At 53.4% G+C, this 24,485-nt stretch carries 25 protein-coding genes; 15 read left to right on the top strand and 10 right to left on the bottom strand.

Annotated elements, in window-relative coordinates:
- Window positions 1–159: 159 nt before the first annotated feature.
- Window positions 160–1,773, top strand: a complete 1,614-nt coding sequence (locus tag PFRI_RS15480) for a hypothetical protein (protein WP_072631605.1) — start codon at window positions 160–162, stop codon at window positions 1,771–1,773.
- 20 nt (window positions 1,774–1,793) lie between these two features.
- Window positions 1,794–2,669, top strand: a complete 876-nt coding sequence (locus PFRI_RS15475) for a DMT family transporter (protein ID WP_072631604.1) — start codon at window positions 1,794–1,796, stop codon at window positions 2,667–2,669.
- A 193-nt stretch (window positions 2,670–2,862) separates the two neighbouring features.
- On the opposite strand, the gene PFRI_RS15470 is transcribed toward PFRI_RS15475, so the two are convergent.
- From PFRI_RS15470 to PFRI_RS15445, 6 genes are all read right to left on the bottom strand, one after another.
- A complete protein-coding gene (locus tag PFRI_RS15470; RefSeq protein WP_072631603.1) occupies window positions 2,863–3,672 on the bottom strand; it encodes an NAD-dependent epimerase/dehydratase family protein in 810 nt (269 codons plus the stop codon).
- Window positions 3,660–4,550, bottom strand: coding sequence for a hypothetical protein (locus PFRI_RS15465; RefSeq protein ID WP_139292128.1), 891 nt, complete (start codon window positions 4,548–4,550; stop codon window positions 3,660–3,662). Before PFRI_RS15465 ends, PFRI_RS15470 begins: the two co-directional genes overlap by 13 nt.
- 55 nt (window positions 4,551–4,605) lie before the next feature.
- Entirely contained in the window at window positions 4,606–5,601 is a 996-nt protein-coding gene (locus tag PFRI_RS15460) for a substrate-binding domain-containing protein (protein WP_072631601.1), read from the bottom strand.
- Window positions 5,602–5,654: 53 nt separating this feature from the next.
- Entirely contained in the window at window positions 5,655–6,641 is a 987-nt protein-coding gene (locus tag PFRI_RS15455; protein ID WP_072631608.1) for an ABC transporter permease, read from the bottom strand.
- A 2-nt stretch (window positions 6,642–6,643) separates the two neighbouring features.
- Entirely contained in the window at window positions 6,644–8,206 is a 1,563-nt protein-coding gene (locus PFRI_RS15450; protein WP_072631600.1) for a sugar ABC transporter ATP-binding protein, read from the bottom strand.
- 133 nt (window positions 8,207–8,339) lie between these two features.
- On the bottom strand, window positions 8,340–9,011 hold the full coding sequence (locus PFRI_RS15445) for a GntR family transcriptional regulator (RefSeq protein WP_072631599.1): 672 nt from the start codon (window positions 9,009–9,011) through the stop codon (window positions 8,340–8,342).
- A gap of 109 nt (window positions 9,012–9,120) precedes the next feature.
- On the opposite strand from PFRI_RS15445, the gene PFRI_RS15440 reads away from it, so the two are divergent.
- The 12 genes from PFRI_RS15440 to PFRI_RS15385 all read left to right on the top strand — a co-directional run bounded on the left by PFRI_RS15440 (window position 9,121) and on the right by PFRI_RS15385 (window position 19,431).
- Window positions 9,121–9,990, top strand: a complete 870-nt coding sequence (locus tag PFRI_RS15440; protein ID WP_072631598.1) for an SMP-30/gluconolactonase/LRE family protein — start codon at window positions 9,121–9,123, stop codon at window positions 9,988–9,990.
- Between the two features lie 27 nt (window positions 9,991–10,017).
- A complete protein-coding gene (locus PFRI_RS15435; RefSeq protein ID WP_072631597.1) occupies window positions 10,018–11,052 on the top strand; it encodes a sugar ABC transporter substrate-binding protein in 1,035 nt (344 codons plus the stop codon).
- Window positions 11,053–11,140: 88 nt separating this feature from the next.
- Window positions 11,141–12,664, top strand: coding sequence for a sugar ABC transporter ATP-binding protein (locus PFRI_RS15430; RefSeq protein WP_072631607.1), 1,524 nt, complete (start codon window positions 11,141–11,143; stop codon window positions 12,662–12,664).
- Window positions 12,661–13,650, top strand: coding sequence for an ABC transporter permease (locus PFRI_RS15425; RefSeq protein WP_072631596.1), 990 nt, complete (start codon window positions 12,661–12,663; stop codon window positions 13,648–13,650). Before PFRI_RS15430 ends, PFRI_RS15425 begins: the two co-directional genes overlap by 4 nt.
- A 1-nt stretch (window position 13,651) precedes the next feature.
- A complete protein-coding gene (locus tag PFRI_RS15420) occupies window positions 13,652–14,440 on the top strand; it encodes an SDR family NAD(P)-dependent oxidoreductase (protein ID WP_072631595.1) in 789 nt (262 codons plus the stop codon).
- 22 nt (window positions 14,441–14,462) lie between these two features.
- The gene (locus tag PFRI_RS15415) at window positions 14,463–14,957 is read left to right on the top strand and encodes a lactoylglutathione lyase family protein (RefSeq protein WP_072631594.1); all 495 of its coding nucleotides are present in this window, start codon (window positions 14,463–14,465) and stop codon (window positions 14,955–14,957) included.
- Complete coding sequence (locus PFRI_RS15410) at window positions 14,950–15,981, top strand: C-terminal binding protein (protein ID WP_072631593.1); 1,032 nt, start codon at window positions 14,950–14,952, stop codon at window positions 15,979–15,981. The genes PFRI_RS15415 and PFRI_RS15410 overlap by 8 nt, the downstream gene beginning before the upstream one ends.
- Window positions 15,982–15,993: 12 nt before the next feature.
- Entirely contained in the window at window positions 15,994–16,683 is a 690-nt protein-coding gene (locus PFRI_RS15405) for an RraA family protein (protein WP_072631592.1), read from the top strand.
- Complete coding sequence (locus PFRI_RS15400) at window positions 16,664–17,584, top strand: 2-dehydro-3-deoxygalactonokinase (protein WP_072631591.1); 921 nt, start codon at window positions 16,664–16,666, stop codon at window positions 17,582–17,584. Before PFRI_RS15405 ends, PFRI_RS15400 begins: the two co-directional genes overlap by 20 nt.
- On the top strand, window positions 17,581–18,207 hold the full coding sequence (locus PFRI_RS15395; protein WP_072631590.1) for a 2-dehydro-3-deoxy-6-phosphogalactonate aldolase: 627 nt from the start codon (window positions 17,581–17,583) through the stop codon (window positions 18,205–18,207). Before PFRI_RS15400 ends, PFRI_RS15395 begins: the two co-directional genes overlap by 4 nt.
- Window positions 18,204–18,905 (top strand): SDR family NAD(P)-dependent oxidoreductase, encoded by a 702-nt coding sequence (locus tag PFRI_RS15390; RefSeq protein ID WP_072631589.1) that lies wholly within the window; start codon window positions 18,204–18,206, stop codon window positions 18,903–18,905. Before PFRI_RS15395 ends, PFRI_RS15390 begins: the two co-directional genes overlap by 4 nt.
- A gap of 10 nt (window positions 18,906–18,915) precedes the next feature.
- On the top strand, window positions 18,916–19,431 hold the full coding sequence (locus PFRI_RS15385; protein WP_072631588.1) for a 2,4'-dihydroxyacetophenone dioxygenase family protein: 516 nt from the start codon (window positions 18,916–18,918) through the stop codon (window positions 19,429–19,431).
- Window positions 19,432–19,535: 104 nt separating this feature from the next.
- Here the strand turns inward: PFRI_RS15385 and PFRI_RS15380 are convergent, their stop codons facing one another.
- The 4 genes from PFRI_RS15380 to PFRI_RS15365 form a co-directional block, all read right to left on the bottom strand.
- The gene (locus PFRI_RS15380; protein WP_072631587.1) at window positions 19,536–20,681 is read right to left on the bottom strand and encodes an alpha-hydroxy acid oxidase; all 1,146 of its coding nucleotides are present in this window, start codon (window positions 20,679–20,681) and stop codon (window positions 19,536–19,538) included.
- A gap of 47 nt (window positions 20,682–20,728) precedes the next feature.
- Entirely contained in the window at window positions 20,729–22,012 is a 1,284-nt protein-coding gene (locus PFRI_RS15375) for a TRAP transporter large permease (RefSeq protein ID WP_072631586.1), read from the bottom strand.
- Between the two features lie 10 nt (window positions 22,013–22,022).
- The gene (locus PFRI_RS15370) at window positions 22,023–22,508 is read right to left on the bottom strand and encodes a TRAP transporter small permease (protein WP_072631585.1); all 486 of its coding nucleotides are present in this window, start codon (window positions 22,506–22,508) and stop codon (window positions 22,023–22,025) included.
- A gap of 81 nt (window positions 22,509–22,589) precedes the next feature.
- Window positions 22,590–23,588, bottom strand: a complete 999-nt coding sequence (locus PFRI_RS15365) for a TRAP transporter substrate-binding protein (RefSeq protein WP_072631606.1) — start codon at window positions 23,586–23,588, stop codon at window positions 22,590–22,592.
- A 131-nt stretch (window positions 23,589–23,719) separates the two neighbouring features.
- Here PFRI_RS15365 and PFRI_RS15360 point away from each other — a divergent pair, with 131 nt between their 5' ends.
- Complete coding sequence (locus PFRI_RS15360; RefSeq protein ID WP_245812415.1) at window positions 23,720–24,379, top strand: GntR family transcriptional regulator; 660 nt, start codon at window positions 23,720–23,722, stop codon at window positions 24,377–24,379.
- Window positions 24,380–24,485: the final 106 nt, after the last annotated feature.

Genomic DNA, 24,485 nt, shown 5'->3' with positions numbered 1-24,485 from the left:
CGGATCATGCGGTTAGCTGAATCGTTCTACGGTCAGACGTCAACCCGTCAAAAGTCGGGTGCTCGAGGACTCTGTGTATATGATAAAAAACGGAACAATTTTTTTGTTCGCCTGAAACAGCAGTAACAGTTTCGCGAAATATCAAGCGAAGGACCGCAGATGGTGCACATCGACGAGAATCTCGTGACGAGGCCGCTGAGCCGCGGCCTTGATTTCAAGGAGCTGTTTCAGGAGGCGGTTTCCGCCCGTGCCGGACTCTCTTTGGTGGAAGCAGCTGATACAAGCTCTGAATGGACACCCAGTTTACTAGCAGAGGCGCTTGCAGAGGCTGACCCGAAAGGTCGTGGTGTTGACGTGCGGACCGTACAAAACTGGTTTCAAGACAATGACAAGGGGATCAGTTCAGAGAATATCATCTGCCTTGCTCGCGTGTTTGGCAGGGGCGACCCGGACGCGATCGCAATGTGGAGAACGGAGCTCAGAGCCGCAAACAAGCTACTGGCATCGAAGCGAAGAGCCCGTCGCAAAAGCACCCGTTCAACCACGTCAGTTGAAAATGCCACAGACCCCCAAACTTCGACCGAGAGAACTCAAGCATCTCAGAATGGACAAAACAGCTTTGCAAGGCTGTCTGAGAGGATCTTCACGAGTTCCGATGGTTTCAGTATCTCAATACTTGTCTGGGCCGGCTTCTTCATGCTTTGCTTGGCAGCGTTTATCGCTAAAAATCACGACATAACCTATCCGGCAGGGCCAAGTTTGGACAAACAGGTCGGTTTCTTTTGGTCGCTCAGTTGGTCAATTGAATGCCTTTTACTTTATCCCACATCGTTTTTACTCATTGCGAACCTCGTGTCTTTTTGGAAACGGGAAAGTCAGACAGCAGTTCAGTCTGAAGGAGAAAAAAGCACTTGGAATGACCTCATGGACAGCTTGCGCTTTCCATTCTGGGTAGCTGCAAGCGTTGCGTTCGCCTTGGTTTTTGTTGTCCAATGGGGTGGCGTGTATCTAGTTGGTCTGACGCAGACAGATGCGCCAGAGCTGATTGATTGGCTACTCGTCGCGCATGTTCGGCCTGACGTTATTACGGTGTCTGAAGCTCTTTTCGTCTCCCTGCTAGCATTCTCCTATTCGGGTCTGGTCTATTGGTTTTATTTCGTAGGGTTGATCCTTCTCTTTGCTGTCAGCGAGGACTTCCACAGAAGAGCAACATCACCTGATCCAGGCTTTGAAGATGGTTTTTTTGAAAGCACAGGTGAGAAGCTGCAGAGATGCATATACCTTTCTACAGTCATTGGGATCTTTGTCGCTACAGCCATTCAGTTGAACGCACTTTATTTGAAGTCCGACGGAGAAACGAGTTTAAGCTGGCTGGCCAATGACTTCATTGCAATACTGAATCCCGACGCCAAGAGCTGGGCTCTTCTTGAGCAGTCTTCCGTATCCTCGCTTACAAGTTCCATACTGCTGCTACTGCATCTAGCCCTGTTCGGCGTATGTACGATCAAAGTTCGCTCCGGTTTGCGGGCCTGTTACACGCGAAACCTGCCATCCGGAAAGCTTAGCGCAGTGACCAGCAGCGAACGCGAGCCAATCGATCACGACCCCTTGGTTAGGCAAATCTGCATACTGGGCCTCCTGTGTTTGACCTTCGGCTCAATTGGCCAATTTTTTGGGTTTACAGTATTATTGTTTGCCTCGCTGCTCATTACTGTAGCCAGCATTTGCTGGTCCCGGAGGGGTTCTAGGTCGCGCCTTATCAGGGAGAAATAGGTGTTCAGCGGGTGCAAATCATGAGCAACAAGAAGGGCATCTCATTCGTTGTTCTATCTATGGCTGCTTTTACGTTCGAAGACATGTTCCTAAAGCTACTTTTAACGGATCTGCCAGTGGGCCAATTGCTTTGCATGTTTGGGCTTGGAACGGCATCGGTATTTGCTGCCGTAATGTGGATCACAGGCGCCCGATTTGATGAAGCAGGCGCGTGGGGGAAGTTGCCTCTTTTGCGAGCGTTTTGCGAGGCCGGCGCTGCGCTCACATTCTACCTCGCTCTGTCGAATATCGATCTGACCCTTGTTGCAGCTGTTTATCAAGCTGTGCCGCTTGTGATCGTAATCGGCGCGGCTCTTATTCTTCGAGAACAAGTGGGATGGCGCAGATGGCTTGCAGTGCTCCTTGCACTGCTAGGGGTCATTCTAATAATTGGCCCGGGCTCTTTGGACTTCGATCCAAATGCATTTTGGGCTGTGTTGTCAGTGCTGTTCGTAGCGGGGAGGGATTTGGCAACACGTAGAATAGAAGAAAGCCTATCTTCGACGCTCATATCGTTTCAGGGCTTTGCAGTTTTGATCCCCGCAGGGCTGGTTTGGCACTTTGCTGCTGGGGAAGTGATGGTCCCAGTCTCACTCACTCATTTGGCGCTTACACTTGGCGGCGTGCTCTTTGGAGCCATTGGTTACTATTTTATCGTTCGCGGTATGCGAATAGGTGAAGTATCCGTTGTGGCCCCATTCAGATATAGCCGCATCCTGTTTGCGATCCTGATTGGAACGATCGTGTTTGGCGAGCGCGTAGGCATGGTCGCATTACTTGGCATTGGTCTCATTGTTTTTGCTGGGCTTTATTCGTTTAAGAGGGAAGCGCAGAAAACGGTTCGGCAGAGACTTTGAACAAAATCGTTATTGAATATCAGTCATAGTTCAAGGTCGCGCGCATCCGGCCAGATGAGAAATGCTGATAATGGCGCATATGTTAAATTGTCTTTGAGTACTTCTGAGTTGGAGGGGCGGGCCCTCTTTACGTGTGTAAGATCACCGTTCCCGTCGTGAGGCCTATATAGTTGCAGACTGCTAGAATCTGCCTTCACCAGTGCGGGAATCGATTTTCGAAAAATCTCGCCAGCTTGAAGGAAAGAGCCCCTTTGATCCATGACCTTAGCACGATCATAGGCGGAACCCTTGCCTGGCTTCCATCTTGTGGATCATATCCGATCACTCGTTTGGTTTCAGCGATGTCCCACCGCATGCCGGGGTTATCCGACATCAAATTCAATGCTGCAAACTGGACGTCTTTGACGTCGATCGCCGCGCGCATTCCATTCAAGAAATCCCGATCGCTCAACCACATTTCCTGTCCCCAACGGCCCATCGCCATGTGAGGACCAGGCTGATTGTCGTGTGTCCATTGTGTCCAGCCGATGCGCAGACAGATGACCGAAAGCCCATGATATTCAGCAAAATACGCCCCAGTTCGTTCGCCAAAGAGCTTTGACATACCGTAAGCATTCAACGGACCCGGGGGTGTGGCACTGTTCAGCGGATCATCTGTGAACCGTTTGTCGCCATGGATCCAGTTTGAGCTGGCAAAAACAACCCGTTTCACACCATGGGCCGCCGCATGGTGGTAGAGGGTGAGCGTCGCGTCCATGTTGTGTTTGATCGCTGAGGACCACGTTGCAGCAGGTTCACGATCGCCGGCAAGGTGCACAATGACATCCACGTCCTTTAGGAGGGCAATCCAATTGAGATCACCAGAAAGGTCCGCCATGTGAATGTGGGGGTGATCGACGGGGCGGATATCGATGCCTGAAACTGAATAGCCCACTTCCTGGTCAAGCGCATCAAACAGCTTGCGGCCCAAATGCCCACCGGCACCTGTGATCAGGACATGCATTTGCGGAGTTCCTTGTTAGCAGTGTCGGTCATTGGGTCGCCCTTAGGCCAAATGCCGAAGGTCTGCTGAAACTCATGTGTTTCACCAGTGCCTAATGTTGTCAGGGGTGAATGCCATTCGGCCTCGCAATAGGGATAGTCGCCTGAATTGAAGATCTCGACGGGGTATTGATGTGCATACCTATCAAACTCGGAGGGTTTTGGGACAGTGCATCTCAGCCATGGACCGTCCGCGCCATACTTTATCAATGTCTCCCCATCGGGGTTCGGCAGGCCGACTTTGAATTCTTGTTGTGTTGCACAATCTGCGACAATGCAATTGTCGTGCTGTGCAACCATCGAACCAGCAACGCCAAAGACTGAATGGATTTTGGGAGTATCCATCGCCACACCAATTTTTGCTGGTGTATCAACCATCATGACTGACCAAATGCCTGTCTGACGTGAAGATTGGTCATGGTTCGTCACAGAATGTACGATGCTCCATTCACCACCGGAGTTCAGAGTGATGCGGCGTCGCACGGACAGTTGTGAAACGGCGCATATCCCACTTGTCATTTCAACATGATCAATGCCTTTTGCGGTGACACTATAAGGGCCACAGTCCAGTGTTGGAAACGGCGCACCATTGATCCACAAGGTATCAGGTGCAATCCAAGTCTTTTCGCCGCCCCAAAGGGAAAAGCCGAATTGAGGCGAACGTGTTGGCAAACTCCCTAGGTTAGCTTGATCAAAAGACAGACCAAGCAAATCCGGGTTTTGAAAAAGCAGAGACTGGTTGCGGAATTTAACATCCCAGAGGCGGCCTCCGATGCCGGGCAAGACCACAAGTTCCAGATCATCCTGTTGCAGCTGCAAAGTAGCCCATTGATCAGACATTTTGCCCATCTCCCTGCGATGCCCCGGCGCAGAACACATGCGCCGGGGCAAATACTTATGCGTGTTTGAACTGTGCGACGTTCTCAGCTGTGATGGGCATGACCCCAGTTTCTACGCGCTCCGGCAGTGGGTTGATTCCGGCTGCTTTCCAATCAGGCAAGACTTTCAGTGCGTCAGTGTTCTGCCAATGCATCATATGGAAGGCGAGGAAAATCTCGAGATAAGATTTTTGCGCAACAGCACCGTAGATCGTGCCGTCTTCGATATAGGGCAGCATGTCATCATTGCGATCCATCGCGACGATCTTGATGTCCTTGCGACCCGCTTCATTCACAGCAATCGCAGCGCCCTTGCCGCTATCGCCATCTGTGCCACCGATGCCAACAATATCAGGGTTCGCCTGAATGGCCTGTAGATAAGCGGTTGGCGCGTATGACGGATCTGCCTTGTCATTGACCACATCGACAACTTCGATGTCTGGGTACTTTTCTGCAAAGATCTGTTTATAGCCCTCGACGCGCTCCAAGGTGGAGGGCGCTGGGAAAGTGCCAAGGATAACCTTTCCTTTGCCGCCAATTGCTTGGGCGAGCATTTCGCCGCCCACACGTCCGGCCTGAACACCGTTAATGCCAAGAAACGTTGAGCGGGGGCTATTTGGGATGTCACCGATGCAGCATGTGACGGGGATGCCCGCCGCAACAGCTCGTTCGACGCCAGGCGCCAAAGTAGCTGGATCACCGGGGAAGATCATGATGCCGGCAGGGCGTCGTGCGATGAGTTCATCCAACTGACGAGCTTGTGCTGCGGTGTCGAAATCCAACGGTCCGGTGAAGGTCGCTTTGATGCCCATCAGTTCTTCGAGGTCTTTCATCGCGTTGCGATAATCTACCCAGAAAGGTACTTGTGTGACGATGGATAGGAACACATATTCCTTGCCAGCAGCTTGTGCCATTGCTTCCTTTGACAGCAATGGCATGCCAAATGCAGCGGCCAGACCTGCAGTAGTGCTTGCCGTCAACAGCTTGCGCCGGTTTACTTTCATTTCAGTCATGTTGATCTCCCTTTTTTAGATCGTTGGTTGTTGGTTCTTGTGAGGTATTGGGGTTAGCCCCGCTTGCTTCGGATCAGCATGTCCAGTGCGACGGCTGAGACCAGGACGCCGCCGATGACGATCATCTGCCAGTAGATTGAAACGGCCTGCATGGTCATAGTGTTATTGATCAACGCAACAAAGACGACGCCGAGGAAGGCACCAAGGATCGTGCCTTCGCCTCCGCGCAAAGACGCGCCGCCAATGACGGCTGCGGCCAAGACTTGCAGCTCAATTCCGTTGCCAGCCGTGGGTGTGCCGCTCATCAGGCGCGAAGCAAGGAACACACCCGCCAAGGCGGCAAGGACGCCAGTAAGTGCGTACAGAATGATGCGCACGCGGGTGACATGAATGCCGGATAGCACAGCGGCCTTTTCGTTCGCGCCTATGAAGTAAACCTGACGAAAAAATCGAGTGTGGCGCACGGCGAGATCAAAGGCGATGACCAGCAGAATGACCATGAGGACCATGACCGGGAACCCGCCGACATCCGCCTTGCCGATCCATGCAAAGGAGGCGGGTAAGCTGGATACAGAGAAACCTTCTGTCAAGACCAGAGCGATGCCGCGTGCAATCGACATTGTCCCTAACGTTGCAATCAACGGGTTGATACCTAGGCTGGTTACCAGCACGCCATTCACAACACCGATAACAGCGCCCAGGATCAGCCCGCAGAATATGGCCAACGGGATTGGCATGCCGCTCAGCAGTAGCATTGCCACAACAGTTGAGGACAGTGCCATGACGGATCCAACGGACAGATCAAACCCGCCAGAGGCCAGCAAGATTGCCATGCCAATGACGATGATTGCTGTCGGTGCCATACCTACAGCCACGGCGCGGAAGTTGGAAAAGCTAAAGAAGTAGGGATTGATGTTGGCCATTACGATGATGATGACGGCAATCAGAACGATCAGCGTTAATTCGCGAATGTCGACAAAGGCTTGCAGGACACGGCGCAGGAATGGCCGCTTTTGGGATGTCGTGGCTTGGGCGGGCATCGTCACAATGCAGCTCCTGAATGTGGGGAAGGGGAGATGAGCGGAGGATTTGGGTTCCCCGCCGCCATTTGAAGGAGCGCAGCTTCGCTTGCCTCATGTGCTGCGATGTCGCCCATCAAACGGCCTTCATGGACAACCAGAATGCGTGTGGACAATGATACAAGCTCAGGAAAATCAGATGACACTACAAGAATAGCCATGCCTTCGGCTGCGCGGCGCAAGAGCTCAGTATGGATCTGGAATTTTGCACCCACATCAACGCCTTTGGTGGGTTCTTCGACGATCAGCAGATCAGGTGCGCGTTTGAGCCATTTGGCCAGCATGATCTTTTGCTGGTTGCCGCCCGATAGGGAGCCGACCTCCTCTGTGATCTCGCCAGCTTTCACACTGAAAGCGGCAATGGCTGCGGTACTTGCCCGCCTGATCGAACCTTTGCTCATGATGCCCAATGTCGTATGTTCGGGAAGGCTGGCCGCGATCAGGTTGTCGCTGAGGGATTGTTCCAGGAACAGCCCTTCGGTCTTGCGTTCTTCGGGTACAAATCCAACACCAGCGCGCATCGCTTGTCGCAGCGAGGTGAATTTCGCGGGTTTTCCATGTAGCGCCACTTCCCCTGTGACCCCCTGCATCAAACCAACGATAGAGCGGACGATCTCACTGCGCCGCGCCCCCATTAGCCCGGCCATACCAACGATTTCACCGGACTTGATGGAAAACGAAATGTCTTCGAACTCGCTCGCTCGGGTCAGTCCTTTGACGTTTAGCACCTCGGCGCCTTTGACGTCCCCAGATCGGTTGATATCACCGGGATGCGCGCCGCCAATCATCTCGGCGATAACTCGCTCTTGCGACGTTTCCGAGACGGGAAGGGTGCTGATCTGTTGGCCATCTCTTAGAACAGTCACGCGATCCGAGATGCGAAATATCTCGGCCATGTGGTGGCTGACATACACAATCCCAATGCCCTTTGCCGCCAACCCGCGCAACACGTCGAACAGCGCATCGACTTCGTCCGGGGCCAGCGCTGATGTTGGTTCGTCCAGCAACAGCACACGCGCATTTAGGGAAAGTGCCTTGGCGATTTCGACAATCTGACGGGAACTGATCGGCAGGCTATCGACGGGCATTGACACATCAATGTCTAGACCAAACTCGGCCAATAGTGCTTCGGCCCGGCGGCGCAACTCTGGCCAGTTTACCACGCCCAGCCGCGTTGGAGCCCGTCCTGCATAAATGTTTTCTGCGACGGAAAGGGCACCCGCAAGACTCAGCTCCTGAAAGACGCAGCCGATCCCGAGCGATTGAGCATGAGATGGGTTTTCGATCCGCTTGTCAGTGCCATCGCATAGGACTTTGCCCTTTGAGGGCTGATGGAGGCCATAGAGAAGACCCAGACAGGTCGACTTTCCGGCACCATTTTCACCGCAAAGGGCGTGAACTTCGCCGGGGCGAAGGTCGAAATCAACGCCGTCCAGAACGACGTTTGGCCCGAAACTTTTTCCCACCCCGTCCAATTGGATCAAGGGCTGCACAACCGGTGTATCTAGAATCGATGCTGCAACCATTAAACGTCCTCCCGCTTTTTAATTGGCATCTGATATCTTAGATGTCAATTATTATTCGACTTGCGCGTTACAGACACGAAAAAGGACGGCCCCAGCTGGAACCGCCCTGTCGAACTCTCTGCCTAAAATTGGATTAGGAGGGGGCCGCGCCCTCTAGAACAATTGACGCGCTCTTATAAGCTTGTCGCGTGCGATCAATGTGTTCGGTCAGAAGTGACTTGATTTCTGTCATGTCTCCATGGCGGACCGCGATTGCAATTTTCTGATGCTCATCAAAGGAAAGATTGGTGTGCTGGGGAAGCTTCGCCAAATGTGTCCGCAAAGCAGCGATCTTGCCAATGTACCGGGTGTAACTGGCGGTAAGGTAATCATTTCCGGCATGTTCAAAAATCAGGTGGTGGAAAGATGTATCCAGCGCAAGATACTCCTTTTCATTTCCCTTTGCCCGTTCACGCCCCATTTCCTTTACGACCCGCTCCATATCACCGGCCAACCGACTGGGGTCGCGTGACAATGCCAGCTCAAAGGCGGCAATTTCAATCGCCTGCCTGAAATCGCAAATCTGGGTGACCTCTGTTTCTGACAGAGAAAACACCCGCGCGCCCTTTTGAGGCTCAATGCTGACAAGGCCCTCATCGCGCAATTGAGCAAGCGCCTCCCGGACGGGCGATTTTGAAACGCCAAGTTCCTCGGATATTTTCCGCTCTGACAGCACTTGGCCCATCTTGAGGGAGCCGTCGATAATGCTGTTCCTTAGATGCTCCAGCGCAAGCTCTCTAAGCGATTTAGGTCTTTCCAGCGCCATTGCGGGAGTCTCCAAAAAATGTGTTGCGCCTTTAAAGATATCTGATACACCAGGTTAGGCAAGCTGGAATATCAGATACCAGTATTGCCTGAACGGGGGACGACGAGGTATGCGTGCGGAACTGATTGTAGACTGCAAGAACGAGCATGGAGAGGGGATTTTTTGGAACCCTTCTGATGGGCTTGTCTGGTGGACCGACATTCAGGGTTGTGCGCTTTGGTCCTTTGACCCTGTGACCTCGAAAAACGCCTCTTTTCCCATGGCAGAGCGCGTTTGCTGCTTTGCTCCACGCGCATCTGGGGGCCTGATTGTTGCTTACGCTGATCGGGTTGTTTTGTTTGATCCCGTCACCATGGGCGAAACTCTAGTTACATGGTTTGAGCCTGACAGCGCTGAGACGCGGCTAAACGATGGCCGCACGGATCGCCAGGGCAGGCTGGTTGTCGGCGGCATGAACGAAGTGTCCGGCAAACCTGATTCGTCTGTGATTTGCATTGATACGGATCTGGACGTGCGCACCATCATTGATCAGGTGTCCTGCGCCAATTCGACATGCTTTTCGCCGGACGGCACTACGATGTTCTTTGCCGATACCCCGGACCGCGAGATCGTGGCCTACGATTATGACATCGACAGTGGATCAGTGTCTAACCGGCGGCTGCACGCGTCTTTCGCTGACGAACCGGGCCTGCCTGACGGGTCTTGCGTAGATGCCGAAGGCGGCGTGTGGAACGCCGAATGGGAAGGCCATCGCGTTGTGCGCGTGGCACCAAACGGGACCATCGACCGAGTGATCGATGTGCCTGTCTGGAAGCCCACGTGTTGCGCATTTGGAGGCCCTGACCTCGACACACTCTTTATCACAACCTCGCGCCTGATGAGTGACGAGAAAGCTCTAACAAAAGAACCGAGTTCAGGCGGCCTTTTCGCCCTAAAGCCCGGCATTCGCGGCGTGATCGACACGCCGTTTAACGGATAACCAACTCAATACTTGGAGGAGAACACGATGCTACGTAACTTGATGAACACCACTCTCGCCGCAGGATTTGCCGTCATGGCAACTGTCGCCTACGCAGAAAATTATCCAACGCCGGTGCCGTTGAATGAAGGTGCACAGGCACCAATCGATGCAATTGCACCGAAGAATGAAAAGTTCCGGATCGCGTACATGCCACCGGCAACCGAATTCAACTACTATATCGCGATCGGCGAAGGCATCAAAGCAGTCGCCGCCGAAGCAGGTGTCGAAGTCTTCATGTTGGCTCCACAATCAGGTGCCGACATTAACGGTCAAATGGGTATGATCCAGGACGTCCTGACACAGGACGTAGATGCGATCATCTTTGGCACACACGACGAATTTGCTGCCGCCCCTCTAATAAAGAAGGCTGTCGACAGTGGTATAGCTGTGTTGATGATCAACTCGGACATCCCCAATTTCCCGACGCCGATCCATGGTGTTGTTGGGTACTCCCAACGTAGCGGCACCCACAACATCGCTGATTGGGCCATCGAAAACTACGGCGACAAACCACTGAAGGTTGGCATCATCGAAGGCCAGCCCGGCTATCACTCAACTGAGCGTGTTGGCGGTTTCTTGGATGGGATCGAAGGTAATGAGAACTTTGAAGTGGTCGTATCCATCGACGGTAAATGGAATGTCGAAGGTGGCAACACAGCAGGCATGGATATACTGCAGTCTCACCCAGATCTCGATATGGTGTTTGCTGCAAATGACTACATGATCATTGGCGCGTCTTTTGCTGCGAAGGCGCTTGGCCGCTCTGACATTGTCTTGCTTGGTAACGATGGCGATACCTCGGGTCTTGAAGAAATCGCGGCAGGCAACATCACTGCTACGGTGAACACCTCGCCTTTCCTGATGGGCAAGGCGGCGATGCACGCAACTGTAGATGCACTGAACGGCACATATCCCGGTGGTTGGATCGAAACGCCAACGTCGATCGAAGACAAAGATGGCGCGATCAGCGTTCTGCAAGAGCCTACAAAGCTCTTCCCGCAGCCATCCAAAGAGTACTGAGCACTCTCCCTGTTCCTCGGCGGCACAGATCCGTGTTGCCGGGGGCGCTCATCAATTGAATTTCACCTGCAAAATCGAGGCAGCGGCGATGACCACCGGAACGCCCCTTTGGGAGTTTGTCGACATCAGTAAGGCCTATCCTGGGGTTCTCGCGAACGACAAAGTCAACATCAAGCTGCTGCCCGGCTCAATCCACGGGCTTCTGGGCGAGAACGGCTGCGGCAAGTCGACAATGATCAAAACGCTTTCTGGTGTGCAGCAACCCGACAGCGGCCAGATTAAGCACAAAGGTCAACCCGTCCTGATCGCTGACCCTCAGGTCGCGCGGAATTTTGGCATTGCGACGGTGTTTCAAGAGTTTTCCATCGTGCCGACACTATCGGTGGGAGAGAATATTTTCTTAGGGAATATGCCACGGTCTCGCTTTGGCGTGATCAACTGGGCCAAGGTGCGCAATGAGGCGGCGCGCGTGTTGGCAGAAATGGACGTGGATGTATCCCCCGACGTTATCACAGGCACGCTTTCTGTTGGTGAACAACAACTGGTCGAAATTGCCAAGGCCATCGCGATGGATGCGCGCATGATCATCCTTGATGAACCAACCGCCGCCTTGGGCGAAGACGAAATTGATCGCCTGCACCAGCTTTTGCGCAATATGCGCAGTCGGGGCACCGCCATTTTGTATGTGTCCCACCGGCTGGATGAAGTTGAACGGATCGTTGATGAGGTCACGATCCTGCGCAATGGCAGCGTCGTGCGCGCCAGTGGCGAAACCAAGATTGATGTGTCGGAAATCATCAGCGCAATGGTGGGTGAAGATATCGGCGAACACTATCCGAAAGAACAGAATACAACAGAGAACGTCGTGCTGGAAGCCAAAGGGCTGGCAACAAAGTCCGGCGTGTCAGATGCCTCACTGACATTGCATCAGGGTGAAGTTTTGGGATTGGGCGGTGTTCTGGGCAGCGGACGCACAGAAATCGCGCGCGCTTTGTTTGGCACGGATGAACTTACCGCTGGCCAGATCACGTTGAAGGGCAATCCGGTTAAATTCCGCCGTGAGATTGACGCGATCCGCGCAGGTTTGGCGCTGGTCCCTGAAAACCGCAAATACGACGGGTTGTTCTTTAACTTTAGGGCAGGGGGCAACATCACGGCGGCCTCGCTTGGCGGCTTATCCCGTTTTGGCATCATGAACCTGAAGGTCGAAGAGCAAGCGACCCGCGACCTGATACATGACTTGGAAATTTCGTCTCAGGCTGAGGAAAAGACCGTCAATTTTCTGTCAGGGGGAAATCAGCAAAAGATCGTGATTGCCCGCTGGTTGTTCTCTGATTCAGAAATACTCATCCTCGATGAACCGACCCAGGGCATCGATATCGGGGCCAAAGTCGCGGTTTATAAACTGATCAACAAACTCACCCGTGCAGGCAAATCCATCATCCTCATAAGTTCTGACCATGATGAGCTGTTGGCGATGAGCGACCGGATCGCGATTGTTCAGCATGGTGCGATTGTACGCACGGTAAAGGCCGCTGATCTGACCCATTCGGACCTCGTACGCGCCTCTGATGAAACCTCCCACATCAAACCTCAGGAGATTTTCGCATGAAGCGGATATTCGACGCTCAACTGATCGGACCATTCGCCGCCATGCTGATCGTGGCTGTGATTGTCGCGCTTACGACGGAGCGTTTCCTCAATCCCGGCAACCTGTCAAACCTGTCTTTGCAGGTCAGCATTGTGGCGCTGATTGCGATTGGCTCAACGATAGTGATTTTTGCGGCTGGAATTGATCTCAGCTCCGGATCCATGATCGCGCTGCTGACCATGATCCTCGCGCAGATGCTCAAATTCATGGGGCTCCCCTTGGCTTTGGCCGTGCCGCTGATCCTTGTTGTGGGCGGGCTGCTTGGCCTGTTTATCGGATTGATAACGGCCTATGGGCGCATACCGTCCTTTATCACCACACTGGCGGGGCTAATTGCGTTTCGTGGCCTTGCGTTGACCTTCAATAACGGCTCGCCAATCTTCTCACTTGATCCTGCGCTTGAACCGATCTTTTACGGCAAAGTTGTGGGTATACCCCTGCCATTTTTCTATCTGGTGTTCTTTTATGCACTTGCTGCATTTGCGATGAATTACACAAAACTGGGCCGCGAGATTTACGCTGTTGGTGGCAACCCCGCGGCGGCGGTCTTGACTGGTATCAACGTACGCAAAGTGCAGACCACAACCTTTGTAATCGCAGGTTTCATGACGGCAGTGGGGGCAATTCTGATGTCGGCACGCTTAAACTCCGGCTCTCCCAACTATGGGCAAACGCTTGAGTTGCAGGCCATTGCCGCAGCGGTAGTAGGCGGGGCAAGCCTTGCGGGGGGGCGCGGCAATATTCTGGCGACGCTGATGGGAGCCATGACGATTGTGATCGTGCAGAACGGTTTGAACCTAAATGCGGCACCGTCCTCAGTCCAAAACATCGTACTGGGTCTGATCATCCTGCTGGCCGTTGGCATCGACATGTGGCGGGCAGAAATATCCGGCCTGATGGGGCGTCTGTTTGGCCGTTCTTCCTCCGATACCAAGAAAGGATCCTGACGTGGACCTAGGACTAAAAGACAAGCTTGTTCTTGTCACAGGCTCCGGCTCTGGAATCGGCAAAGCAACCGCGAAAACCTATCTGCAAGAAGGTGCCCGTCTGATTGTGCACGGCCTGACAGAGGCAGAGGTTGCGGCCTGCGTAGACGATCTTTCCCCTCTGGGTTACGTCAAAGGTATCGCTGTTGATCTCACCAACCAAGCGGGCGCAACCGCGCTGGCAGACTTTGCCATAGCACAGGGCGAGGTCGACATTCTGATCAACAACGTTGGCATCTTTTCGGTCAAACCGTTCGAAGACCTGACGGACGAAGACTGGATGCACTACTTCAACATCAACGTCTTGTCCGCTGTTCGAATGAGCCGGATTTTCCTGCCCGCAATGCTAAAGCGCGGGACAGGGGCGATCATCAACATGGCCAGCGAGGCTGCAGTCAAGCCACTCCCTCAGATGGTGCATTATTCAGTCACCAAGACTGCAATGCTGGGTCTCACAAGGGGTATGGCAGAGCTGACCAAAGGCACCAAAGTGCGGGTTAATTCGATCCTGCCGGGGCCGACATGGACCGAAGGGGTTGAGGCTTATTTTGATGAACTTGCCGATCAAAAGGGCGAACCGCTCGATACCATCGTAGACAATTACTTCAAATCGGATGAGCCAACCTCGTTGATCCAACGCTTTGTCCAGCCGGACGAAGTTGCTCGCATGATCGTCACTATCTCGGCCAGCACTGCCTCCAATGGCGCGGCACACCGGATCGAAGGCGGCATCGTTCGTAACATTCTTTAAAACTCAACCAAAGGAGCCTCTCATGGGCGCACTTACATTCTCTCACATCGGCATAACGGTTCCGGATCTCGAAAAGGCCGTTGAATTCTACTCCAAGGCGTTCGGGCTTTATGTCCTGATGGAACCTACTGAAATCCTGCATGACGACAGCGCCATCGGTGAGATGTGCGATGACGTTTTTGGTGAGGGCTGGGGAAAGTTCCGCATTGCGCACCTGTCGATGGGGGACGGGATTGGTATCGAATTGTTCGAATTCCCGAAAACCGTCGATGAGGAACGCCCGTTTGAATACTGGCGTCGCGGGCTGTTTCATTTCTGTGTGCAGGATGACGATTTGGAGGGCCGGATCAAGATCATTGAAAGCCTTGGTGGCAAGCAGCGCATGAAGCAGGTGCGCAAGTACTACCCCGGCGAAAAGCCTTATCGCATGGTCTATATGGAAGACCCGTTTGGCAACATTTTTGAACTCTATAGCCACTCATACGAACTAACCTATTCGGCTGGTGCATATGACTGAGCGCCCCCAGTTCACTCCTCGAACGGATAGACCCAAGGTCGTGATTACCGATTACGACTTTGGCGACGTCAGTGTTGAGACGGAAATTTTGGAAGCGGCAGGTGCTGAGGTCATAGCCCTTCAGGCCAAACATGAGAAAGATCTGCTTGATGTGGCGCCAGACTGCGCGGCCATGATGAACCAATACGCTCGAATTGGTCGCGAGACAATTTTGCGGATGCAGAAATGCGAGGTCATTGCGCGCTACGGCGTTGGTGTGGACATTGTTGATGTCGACACAGCAACCGAGCAAGGGATTCTGGTCACCAACGTGCAGAACTACTGCACGGAGGAAGTGGCAGATCACGCGGTTGCCTTGTGGCTTACGCTCGCGCGCAAACTGCCTGACTATGACAGGGCAACCCATGCAGGTGTCTGGCAGTGGCAAAGTGGGCAGCCGGTGTATCGACTTCGCGGGCGCACAATGGGCATCGTCTCGTTAGGGAAGATTGGGCAGGCTATTGTTTCGCGTGCGCAGGCATTTGGGGTCGATGTGATTGCCTATGATCCCTATTTGGCCGCCGAAGTGGCCGCCGAGTTGGGTGTTGAGCTGGTCTCTAAGGCTGATCTTTTGGCGCGTTCCGATTATATTCTGATGCAAGCGCCGATGACGCCGGATACGCATCATTTCCTGTCGGATGCAGAATTTGCAGCGATGAAACCAGGCGCGATCCTTGTGAACACAGGGCGTGGACCCACTGTCGATAACAAGGCGCTCTACCGCGCGCTGAGCGAGGGGCATCTAGCCGCTGCAGGTCTGGATGATCCCGAAGAAGAACCCGCCAAACGCGCCAATTGGACACCCGATGACAATCCGATTTTCACACTTCCCAACGTCTTGGTGACGCCACATGCCGCCTACTATTCCGAGGAATCCATTCGCGCGGCAAGGGTCACGGCCGCCACACAGGTGGCCAAAGTGCTGACGGGTCAGAAACCAGATTACACCGTCAATGCCGAGGCATTGGCCGTATCGACAACTTAACAGGAGAAAAAAATGCCCGAAGCTTGCAACGATCTGAGAGTCTTCAATGACTTTGAACGCAACCCAGAACTGCTCAAGAAATTCGACAAGGTGCTTTCAGCCCTTTCAGCCGCTGCAATCTTTGCAGATGTTCAATATCGCACCGGCGTCATGGACAGTGCTATCAAACCCGCGTTTCGATCCAAGGTGACTGGGCAGGCCGTAACCGTACAACTGTCAAAGGGGGATTTGGTCGATCCGTTAAAGGCGCTCGAAATGGGTCAAGAGGGCGACGTGATTGTCGTCGATGCGGGCGGAGATCTGAACACTTCCGTTTGCGGTGGCTTGATGGGCGGGTTGGCCCAGAACCGAGGTATTCGCGGCATGATTGTTGACGGCGCTGGCCGAGACACCGACGAGCTGGAAGAGATCAACTGGCCAATCTGGACACGTGCCATCACGCCGCGTGGCACTCACACAATGTTCTCTGAGCGCAGAGAAGAGTTATCGATCAACGTGCCTATCGCTTGTGGCGGCGTCGTCGTGAATCCCGGTGATTTCATCGTAGCCGATCTAATGGGCGTTGTTGTGGTTCCGCTTGAGAGCGCTGAAGAGGTTGTAAGACTTGCTCAAGAGCAGGCAGACCGTGAAGTTGCAACAAGAGCATGGGTTGCCCAAGGCAAGACAGTTGAGGATCTGCTGAATGAATTCGGCCGTATCTGAACCAGCTCTTATTGGCATCGATTGGGGCACCTCGTCTTTGCGCGCTTTTTTGATTGGCACGCAGGGCGAGGTGTTAGACAGTGTCTCTACAGGGGAGGGGATCATGCAGATCCCTGACCGCAACTTTGATGCAGTCTTTGACCGGCTTGTCGGATCGTTTCCATCCAACGCCGGTCTGCCCATCGTTGTGTCCGGCATGATTACCAGCCGCAATGGCTGGGTCGAAACGCCCTATGTCACAATGCCGACAGGTCCTGAACATCTAGCTCGGTCGCTGGTGCGTCATCAATCGCAAAGCGGTGCGTTGATCCATTTCGTGACAGGTGCCACCACAGAACACATCAGTGGTCCTGACGTCATGCGCGGGGAAGAGACTCAGATTATTGGGTCAGCCGCGCTTGGACTGTCTGACGGTGTTTTTGTGATGCCCGGTACACACAGTAAGTGGGTGCATGTTGCTGGTGGCAAGATACAGGATTTCGCGACTTACATGACGGGCGAGGTTTTTGCCTCTCTCAAAGATCACACAATCCTTGGCACGCTGATGGAAGTGGGTGACTTTGACCTCCCCGCTTTCCAAAAGGGTGTTAGCGCAGCCCAAGATCGGCGGGCAAACCTGCTGCATGACCTGTTTCATGTGCGCACTTTGCCATTGATGGGCAAGCTGAAGGAAACCGAGACGGCTGATTTCCTTTCTGGTTTGCTGATCGGTACGGAAATTGTTGCAGCCCTAAGGAAAAATGAGGCGGCCAAAAGGGTCACAATAGTTGGGAGAAATGACCTCGCTGATCGGTATGAGATTGCGTTGCAAGCGGTTGGGATCAGTTGCCACCGCGCACCGGATGACATCGCTGCCAAAGGTCATTTTCTCATTGCGCAAGCAGCGGGGTTGTTGACTTGATCGATCTTAGGAATGCTTTGGCTGCGAATCCTCTGATAGCCATCCTTCGTGGTCTGGAGCCGCAAAATGCAGAACCCGTCGCGGAAGTGCTGGTTGATGCGGGTTTTCAAATCATTGAGGTGCCGCTGAACTCTCCGCAGCCCTTTGACTCCATATCAAAGATCGCGAAACGTCACGGGGCCAATGCAATCGTCGGGGCAGGGACGGTCCTCACGGTTCCGGATGTTCACGCGGTTGCTGACGCTGGTGGGCAGATCATCGTGTCCCCCAACATGAACCCAGATGTTGGACGGGCGGCCATTGATCGCGGTCTATACTGGTGCCCTGGCGTGATTACTCCGACCGAGGCTTTTGCGGCCCTTGAAATTGGGTCCGCCGTGTTGAAGATATTCCCGGCGGAAATGGTTCCCCCTTCAGCAGTTGCGGCATTGCGAGCCGTTCTACCCGTTGATACTTTCGTTGCGGTGGTCGGGGGTATTTCTCCAGACAATATGAAGCCCTATTGGAATGCAGGCACGAATGGGTTTGGGTTAGGCTCAGCTCTTTTTAAGCCAAGCTACAGCGTTGAAGAAATCGCAAAGCGCGCGCAGGCGTTTATCAAAGCGATAAAGGAATTTGCATGAAGAAAGTAATTGTCACAGGCGGAACTGGCGGGATCGGGGCAGGTGTCGCGCATTGCCTTGCAGGGGTTGGATGTAAAGTCATCGCGGTCTCCGCCTCGCAGGCCGAACTGAATGCTTTCCCCCCACAAGAAGGAATCGAGCTTCGGCTGATGGATGTCACAGATCAGGCTTCTGTTGATGCGGTTTTCGGTCCATTAGATCGATTGGACGGGTTGGTGAATTGTGCTGGCATCCTGCGGCGGGGTGACGAATATGATATTGACGTGTTTCAGCGGGTCATTGACGTGAACTTAGTGGGAACCATGCGTTGTTGTCTTGCCGCCCAGACTTTATTGGCCACTAGTAAGGGCAGCATTGTCAACACGGCGTCCATGCTCAGCACGTTTGGGGGTCCGCTTGTGCCAGCCTATTCCGCCTCAAAGGGGGGCGTTTCGCAGTTGACCAAGTCACTGGCCGGCGAATGGGCGGATGATGGCATTCGTGTGAATGCCATCGCTCCCGGCTGGATTGAAACCGAAATGACCCAAGGGCTGCGTGACAATCCTGAACGGGCCGAGGGCATCATGGCGCGCACCCCGATGAAGCGTTGGGGCAAAACATCTGAAGTCGGCGCATTGGTGCGCTGGCTGTTGAGCGAAGAGGCCAGTTTCGTGACCGGTTCAGTCTATCCCGTCGATGGCGGCTATCTAGCAATGTGAGGACAATGAAATGAGCGAAGACCAATCCAGAATGCCTTATCAACTGCCGTTTCCCAAGGATGCGCAGGAAGAAATCGTGATCCCCAATGCCGCAACAGAAGATGAACGGATGTGGGTAAAGCAGGCCGAAAACGTCTGGTTCCGTCCTCTTTGTCTAAACCGCTCGCAAGGGTATTGGATGAACCTTTTGAAGGTACGCAAGTCAGGGGTGTTGTCCCGGCACCGCCATCCACAGCCTGTCCATGGCTTTGTTCTGAAAGGGCGTTGGCATTATCTGGAACATGACTGGGTCGCGGAAGAGGGGGGCTATGTTTATGAGCCGCCCGGCGAGACCCATACGCTGGTCGTGCCAGATGATGTCGAAGAGATGATCACCTATTTTCAAGTGAACGGCGTGATGTGTTACGTCGATCCATGGGGTAAGATTGAAGGCTATGAAGACGTCTTCACCAAGATTGATCTGTGCCGCGCGCATTTCGAAGAGGTTGGGCTTGGCGGGGATTATGTCGACCAATTCATCCGGTGACAAATAACGGCCAGTACCTGGAGCGGCTTAAGCTTACGGCTAGGTGCTGGCCAGTTTGGTGACGGCCATGCCGCGCCAATGGCCCTGTCCTATCGCGCGGCTCATCAATCGCTCTTCAGGAGGTAATCTGACAATTGATTGATATCTTCGACGCCAAGCTGGCTCATGTTGGCCGTGATGTCAGATTTCAGGATATGCACAAGATGATCGATCCCGCGTGCGCCAAATGCGGCGACAGCATATTGAAACGCGCGCCCAACCATCACGTAATCCGCGCCCTTGGCTAGCGCGCGCATCACGTCCAGCCCCCAGGCAACGCCGGAATCGTAGATGAGAGGGACATCAGGCCCGACGGCTTCACGGATTTTTGGTAACTGTTCGATAACGGCGGGTCCTGCCTCGAATTGGCGTCCTGAGTGGTTAGAAACCCAAATGCAATCCACACCTTCAGACGCCATTCGTTTGGCATCTGTCGGCCGCAACACACCTTTAACAATCAGTTTGCCATCCCACTCCTGACGTAGATCACGCAGGTATTGCCAGTCTGGGATACCTCGGATCAATGCGCCTGCATGGGTAAAGCTCTCTCGGCCCTTAGTAGGTACATAATCATCAAAAAACCGCATGCGTGGGACAGTGCCTTCCCGCAATTGTGCCAGACACCAAGCGGGGCGCAATGCCATCGCAGCCAATGTACGCAGATCGGTTTTTGGCGGAACTGTGAGGTTGGCGCGCCGCTGACGCTCGCGCCTGCTTTCTTCGGGTACATCCACCGTGATGATCAGCGTGTGAAATCCCGCCGCTTTGATCCGTGGTAGCATCTTGCGGCGCAAATCAGCGGAGTTCACTGGATAGTGCTGAAACCATCCGTTGTTGCCGATGTAGGGTGCCACATCTTCGGGTGATGCGACCGCGACACTGGACAGTGAAAACGGGATGTTATGCGCAACGGCCGCCTGCGCCAGCATACGTTCCGCACCAGCCCACATGAGACCGGACATGCCAACAGGCGCAATTCCAAAAGGCAGATCGTATGTTTGACCCATCAGTGTGGTCTGAAGGTTCGCTTTCGTGCGGCCACACAACACGCTGGGCATGAACCCGATGGCGTCAAGCGCGTCACGGTTAACCTTCAGCCCCAACTCTCGTCCAGTTGCACTATCGAGATATTCGAAAGCGAATTTAGGAATGCGCTTGCGTGCTGTATGCCGCAGATCTTCTATCGAAGGGTGGGACAGGTCCAGATCCATTCAGTTCCCCAAAAGCAGTTGGTGGGTGAGGTGTGTCCTGGGGTTGTTCACCACAAGGACGGCAAAGTTAGTGAAATTGCGGGCACATAGGTGACCAGCATCAGCAGGACGAGCATTCCGACGAAGAATGGTAAGATCGCTCGGCTCAGGCTTTCGATTGAAACCTTTGAAATGCTGCTGGCCACGAAAAGGTTCACACCAAGCGGCGGGGTGCAAAATCCGATAGCCAAATTCACTGTCAGGATGACACCAAAGACAATTGGATCAACACCCAGTGCAGTCGCCACAGGCAACAAGATAGGTGTCATAATGATGATCGATGAGATCGTCTCCATAAACATCCCGATCACAAGGAGCAGGAGGTTGATCAGCAATAGAATGATGATTGGGTTGTCCGATAGGCTGGTGATTGTTGTGGCCAATTCAGAGGGAATGCGGGCAAGGGTAATCAATCTGCCAAAGGCAGTCGCCATGATGACCAGCACTAGGATTGTGCCGCTGGTCTTGGCGCTGCCTGCTAAAATCTCAGGCAGGTCCTTGACGGTGATATCACCGTAGACAAAGATGCCAATGATTGCAGCATAGACCACCGCGACCGCCCCGGCCTCTGTTGGTGTGAATATGCCGCTGTAGATGCCGCCAAGAATGATGCCCGGCACTAGAAGTGCCCAAATGGATGACCGGAAACTATCCCAGACACCCAGTCCGGAGAATGTCGTTGTGGACTGTTGAACAACGGTGTCGTTGCGCAGCATGATGCGTGCGACCAGCATGAACATCAGTGCGAACAAGATGCCGGGCACCACACCTGCAAGGAACAGCTTGCCAATCGATACCTCTGCCGTGACCCCATAGATGATAAACGGGATGCTGGGCGGTATCATCACGCCGATCATTCCAGATGAAGCCGTCAACGCGCCGCTAAATTTGCGGGTGTATCCGACCTTTTCCATTTCGGGGATCATGTTCGATCCGATGGCTGCGACAGTCGCTGGGGAAGATCCAGAGATCGCGGCAAAGAACACGCAGGCCAGTACGTTCACATAGGCCAACCCACCGCGGATATGACCGATCAGCGCATTGGCGAATCCCACCAACCTGCGCGACATGCCGCCGTGTTGCATCAGATCACCTGCCAGAATGAATAGCGGCACCGCAATCAAAGGAAAGGAATCCGCCCCAGTCACAACCGAGCGGGCAAGAAGCACCATTGGTGGCGTGCCATCAACAAAGACCATCACGATCATCGTCGCAAGGCCCAGACAAATGCCAATCGGCACGCTGAAAAGTAAGAGTCCTAGGAGCGTTAGAAAGAGAATTGTTGCGAGCATTTTGGCCCCCTCATGCTTTGGTTTCTGCGATAAGGCGCAGAGTTCTGAGCAGATGTTGAACAACTCGGATTGCGGAGAGACCGGCACCGACTGGAGCAGAGGCGTAAAGGATCGGGATTGGTAGCCCAAGAACGACGGAGGTTTGGTTTACAACAAACGGCATCATGATCAGCTTGATGCACTCAAATGTCAGAACCAAAAGGAACCCGAGCACGAGAAGCGCGATCACTGCGTCCACAAAAAACCGCGCCCGTTCGTTCAGCACATCGCGCAGGGCTGTGATGCGCACATGATCGCCAGTGTGGAAAGCATAGCTTACGCCAAGCCAAACAAACCAGACGAACAGCCAAAGTGTCAGTTCCTCCCCCCATGAAAGGGAGGCGTTCATAACGTAGCGCATGAACACGTTGCCAAAGATCAGCAAAACAATTGCAGCCAAAAGAATGCTGGCCAACGTCTTTTCAGCATTCAGATCAAGCCACTTGATAACCGACATATCTTACTCTTTCTCTGCTAAGAACGGGGCACCCGTGCCGTGACTGGCGCGGGTGCCCTGTTTAGCCAAACCTACGTAGGATCAGCTGCCGCTCGCTGCTGCAACTGCCGCAACCCATGCGTCATAGGCTTCCGCACCAACCTCTTCGCGATATTGCAAACGCACGCTTTCTGTCTTGTCGGCAAAGACCTGACGCTGTTCAGCGGTCAATTCCAGAACCTCTACGCCGGCGGCGCGAATTTCTTCAAGCTGTGCGGTATCTTCTGCTGCAACCAATTCTGCTTGATAGCTGCGCGCGGCAGTCATCGAGTCGCGCACCAACTGCTGGTGCTCCGCAGATAATCCCTCAAAGAACGGTTTGGAAACGACGGGCATGTAGACCGCAAAAACATGAGCTGTCGTCGAAAGGTATTTTTGCACTTCGTAGAAACGCTGTGAGGTAATGATTGCCAACGGGTTCTCTTGCCCGTCAATAACCCCTTGCTGAAGGGCAGAGTAAACCTCGCCAAAATTCATTGGCGTTGGATTGGCCCCAAGCGTTTCAAAAGTTGCGACATGCGCAGGCACCTTCATCGTGCGCAGCTTCACGCCTTCAAGGTCTTCTGGCGTGGCGACCGGGCGGACATTGTTGGTGACGTTGCGCACACCAAGTTCTAGCCAACCGAGACCAACAAGGCCTTGATTTTCGACCCGAGCGAGCATCCCGGCGCCTGCTTCACCATCCAGCACTTCATATGCGATGTCTTTGGATGCGTACATATAAGGCAGCTCGATTACAGCAAATGCAGGATCCCAACCCGAAAAAAATGAAGAGGGCGGAATGGCCATTTCAAGAACGCCCGTTTGGACGCCCTCAATCATCTCGCGGTCTGGACCCATCTGGGAGGACGGGAAAATCTGAACATCGATCTCACCGTTTGAACCAGCCTCAACGAGCTCCTCGAATTTTACAAGCGCACGATGCATGTGGAACGCTTCGGCGGCACCGTGGCCAACTTTGATGACAGTTTCAGCTGATGCTGTGAATGCAAGTCCAGTTGCCAGAACCGCACTCAGCGCAAATGTAGATTTATTAAACAAGGTATCCTCCCAAGGATTGATGTTAGTGTTTGTCTTCATTAACTGACATATCAGATACATTATGAAAATCAAGACAGCACTTTCTTTCATGTTAAGATGGCAAAAAGGATCAAGTAAGTATGGTAGAAGCAGTGCAGATCAAACGCCCAGATTCATTGAGTAAAATTGCTGAAACTCACATCCGGGAAGGCATTGTCAAAGGCACCTTTGGGCTGGGCGAGTCACTACAAGAAACGAAGTTGTCGGCAGCCACGGGTATCAGCAAAACCCCGATTCGCGAGGCTCTTGCTGCGCTTAAGCTTCAAGGCCTGGTCCAGATTATTCCCCAGCGTGGCGCCTTTGTGTTTACCCTTTCACAGCAAGATGTTGTGCAGCTTTGCCGGTTTCGGCTGATCCTCGAAACGGCCGCGATGGATCAGGCTCTTGATGAAAACGCTGCCGCTCTGCTCGACGAGCTTGAAATCCTTGTCGCTAAAATGGCAACTGCCCGAGAGTCCGATGAATTTGAACAGTATCTCAAATTGGATGCGGATTTTCACGACGTATTTTTCAAACATTGCGGCAACAGCTACCTTCGGGACGGGTATCGGAAAGTCAGCGACATCGTTCGAACAATGCGCACGCATCTGTCAAAACGCCCGGAGCGTACGGCAAAGTCATTCAATGAACATCAAGCTATCACTTCGCTTTTGCGAGAGGGCAAAGTCAAAGCCGCGAAGACTGTCTTGAAACGGCAAATCACACGAGGTGAGCGTTCCTACGCTGATCTGATCGCAGCTGAACAAGAGTAGCGAATGTAGTTTTGAAAGTTCCGATGCATGTATATTGTCGCTGGGATATTCAACATAAGATTTGTGTGGATGCCCCGGTTACTGTGAGCGATTTCAAGGTCTTGGA

The sequence above is a fragment of the Planktotalea frisia genome, from assembly GCF_001890925.1.
Lineage (GTDB): Bacteria > Pseudomonadota > Alphaproteobacteria > Rhodobacterales > Rhodobacteraceae > Planktotalea > Planktotalea frisia.
This window is presented reverse-complemented; position numbering and strand designations above follow the sequence as displayed.

Excerpts from the sequence above, each read along its gene's own strand:
- PFRI_RS15475 (WP_072631604.1), top strand. The coding sequence starts at position 1,794 with ATGAGCAACAAGAAGGGCATCTCATTCGTTGTTCTATCTATGGCTGCT.
- PFRI_RS15385 (WP_072631588.1), top strand. The coding sequence starts at position 18,916 with ATGAGCGAAGACCAATCCAGAATGCCTTATCAACTGCCGTTTCCCAAG.
- PFRI_RS15415 (WP_072631594.1), top strand. The coding sequence starts at position 14,463 with ATGGGCGCACTTACATTCTCTCACATCGGCATAACGGTTCCGGATCTC.
- PFRI_RS15430 (WP_072631607.1), top strand. The coding sequence starts at position 11,141 with ATGACCACCGGAACGCCCCTTTGGGAGTTTGTCGACATCAGTAAGGCC.
- PFRI_RS15370 (WP_072631585.1), bottom strand. The coding sequence starts at position 22,508 with ATGTCGGTTATCAAGTGGCTTGATCTGAATGCTGAAAAGACGTTGGCC.
- PFRI_RS15425 (WP_072631596.1), top strand. The coding sequence starts at position 12,661 with ATGAAGCGGATATTCGACGCTCAACTGATCGGACCATTCGCCGCCATG.
- PFRI_RS15375 (WP_072631586.1), bottom strand. The coding sequence starts at position 22,012 with ATGCTCGCAACAATTCTCTTTCTAACGCTCCTAGGACTCTTACTTTTC.
- PFRI_RS15480 (WP_072631605.1), top strand. The coding sequence starts at position 160 with ATGGTGCACATCGACGAGAATCTCGTGACGAGGCCGCTGAGCCGCGGC.
- PFRI_RS15445 (WP_072631599.1), bottom strand. The coding sequence starts at position 9,011 with ATGGCGCTGGAAAGACCTAAATCGCTTAGAGAGCTTGCGCTGGAGCAT.
- PFRI_RS15400 (WP_072631591.1), top strand. The coding sequence starts at position 16,664 with ATGAATTCGGCCGTATCTGAACCAGCTCTTATTGGCATCGATTGGGGC.
- PFRI_RS15455 (WP_072631608.1), bottom strand. The coding sequence starts at position 6,641 with ATGCCCGCCCAAGCCACGACATCCCAAAAGCGGCCATTCCTGCGCCGT.
- PFRI_RS15390 (WP_072631589.1), top strand. The coding sequence starts at position 18,204 with ATGAAGAAAGTAATTGTCACAGGCGGAACTGGCGGGATCGGGGCAGGT.
- PFRI_RS15435 (WP_072631597.1), top strand. The coding sequence starts at position 10,018 with ATGCTACGTAACTTGATGAACACCACTCTCGCCGCAGGATTTGCCGTC.
- PFRI_RS15465 (WP_139292128.1), bottom strand. The coding sequence starts at position 4,550 with ATGTCTGATCAATGGGCTACTTTGCAGCTGCAACAGGATGATCTGGAA.
- PFRI_RS15440 (WP_072631598.1), top strand. The coding sequence starts at position 9,121 with ATGCGTGCGGAACTGATTGTAGACTGCAAGAACGAGCATGGAGAGGGG.
- PFRI_RS15470 (WP_072631603.1), bottom strand. The coding sequence starts at position 3,672 with ATGCATGTCCTGATCACAGGTGCCGGTGGGCATTTGGGCCGCAAGCTG.
- PFRI_RS15380 (WP_072631587.1), bottom strand. The coding sequence starts at position 20,681 with ATGGATCTGGACCTGTCCCACCCTTCGATAGAAGATCTGCGGCATACA.
- PFRI_RS15460 (WP_072631601.1), bottom strand. The coding sequence starts at position 5,601 with ATGACTGAAATGAAAGTAAACCGGCGCAAGCTGTTGACGGCAAGCACT.
- PFRI_RS15405 (WP_072631592.1), top strand. The coding sequence starts at position 15,994 with ATGCCCGAAGCTTGCAACGATCTGAGAGTCTTCAATGACTTTGAACGC.
- PFRI_RS15410 (WP_072631593.1), top strand. The coding sequence starts at position 14,950 with ATGACTGAGCGCCCCCAGTTCACTCCTCGAACGGATAGACCCAAGGTC.
- PFRI_RS15450 (WP_072631600.1), bottom strand. The coding sequence starts at position 8,206 with ATGGTTGCAGCATCGATTCTAGATACACCGGTTGTGCAGCCCTTGATC.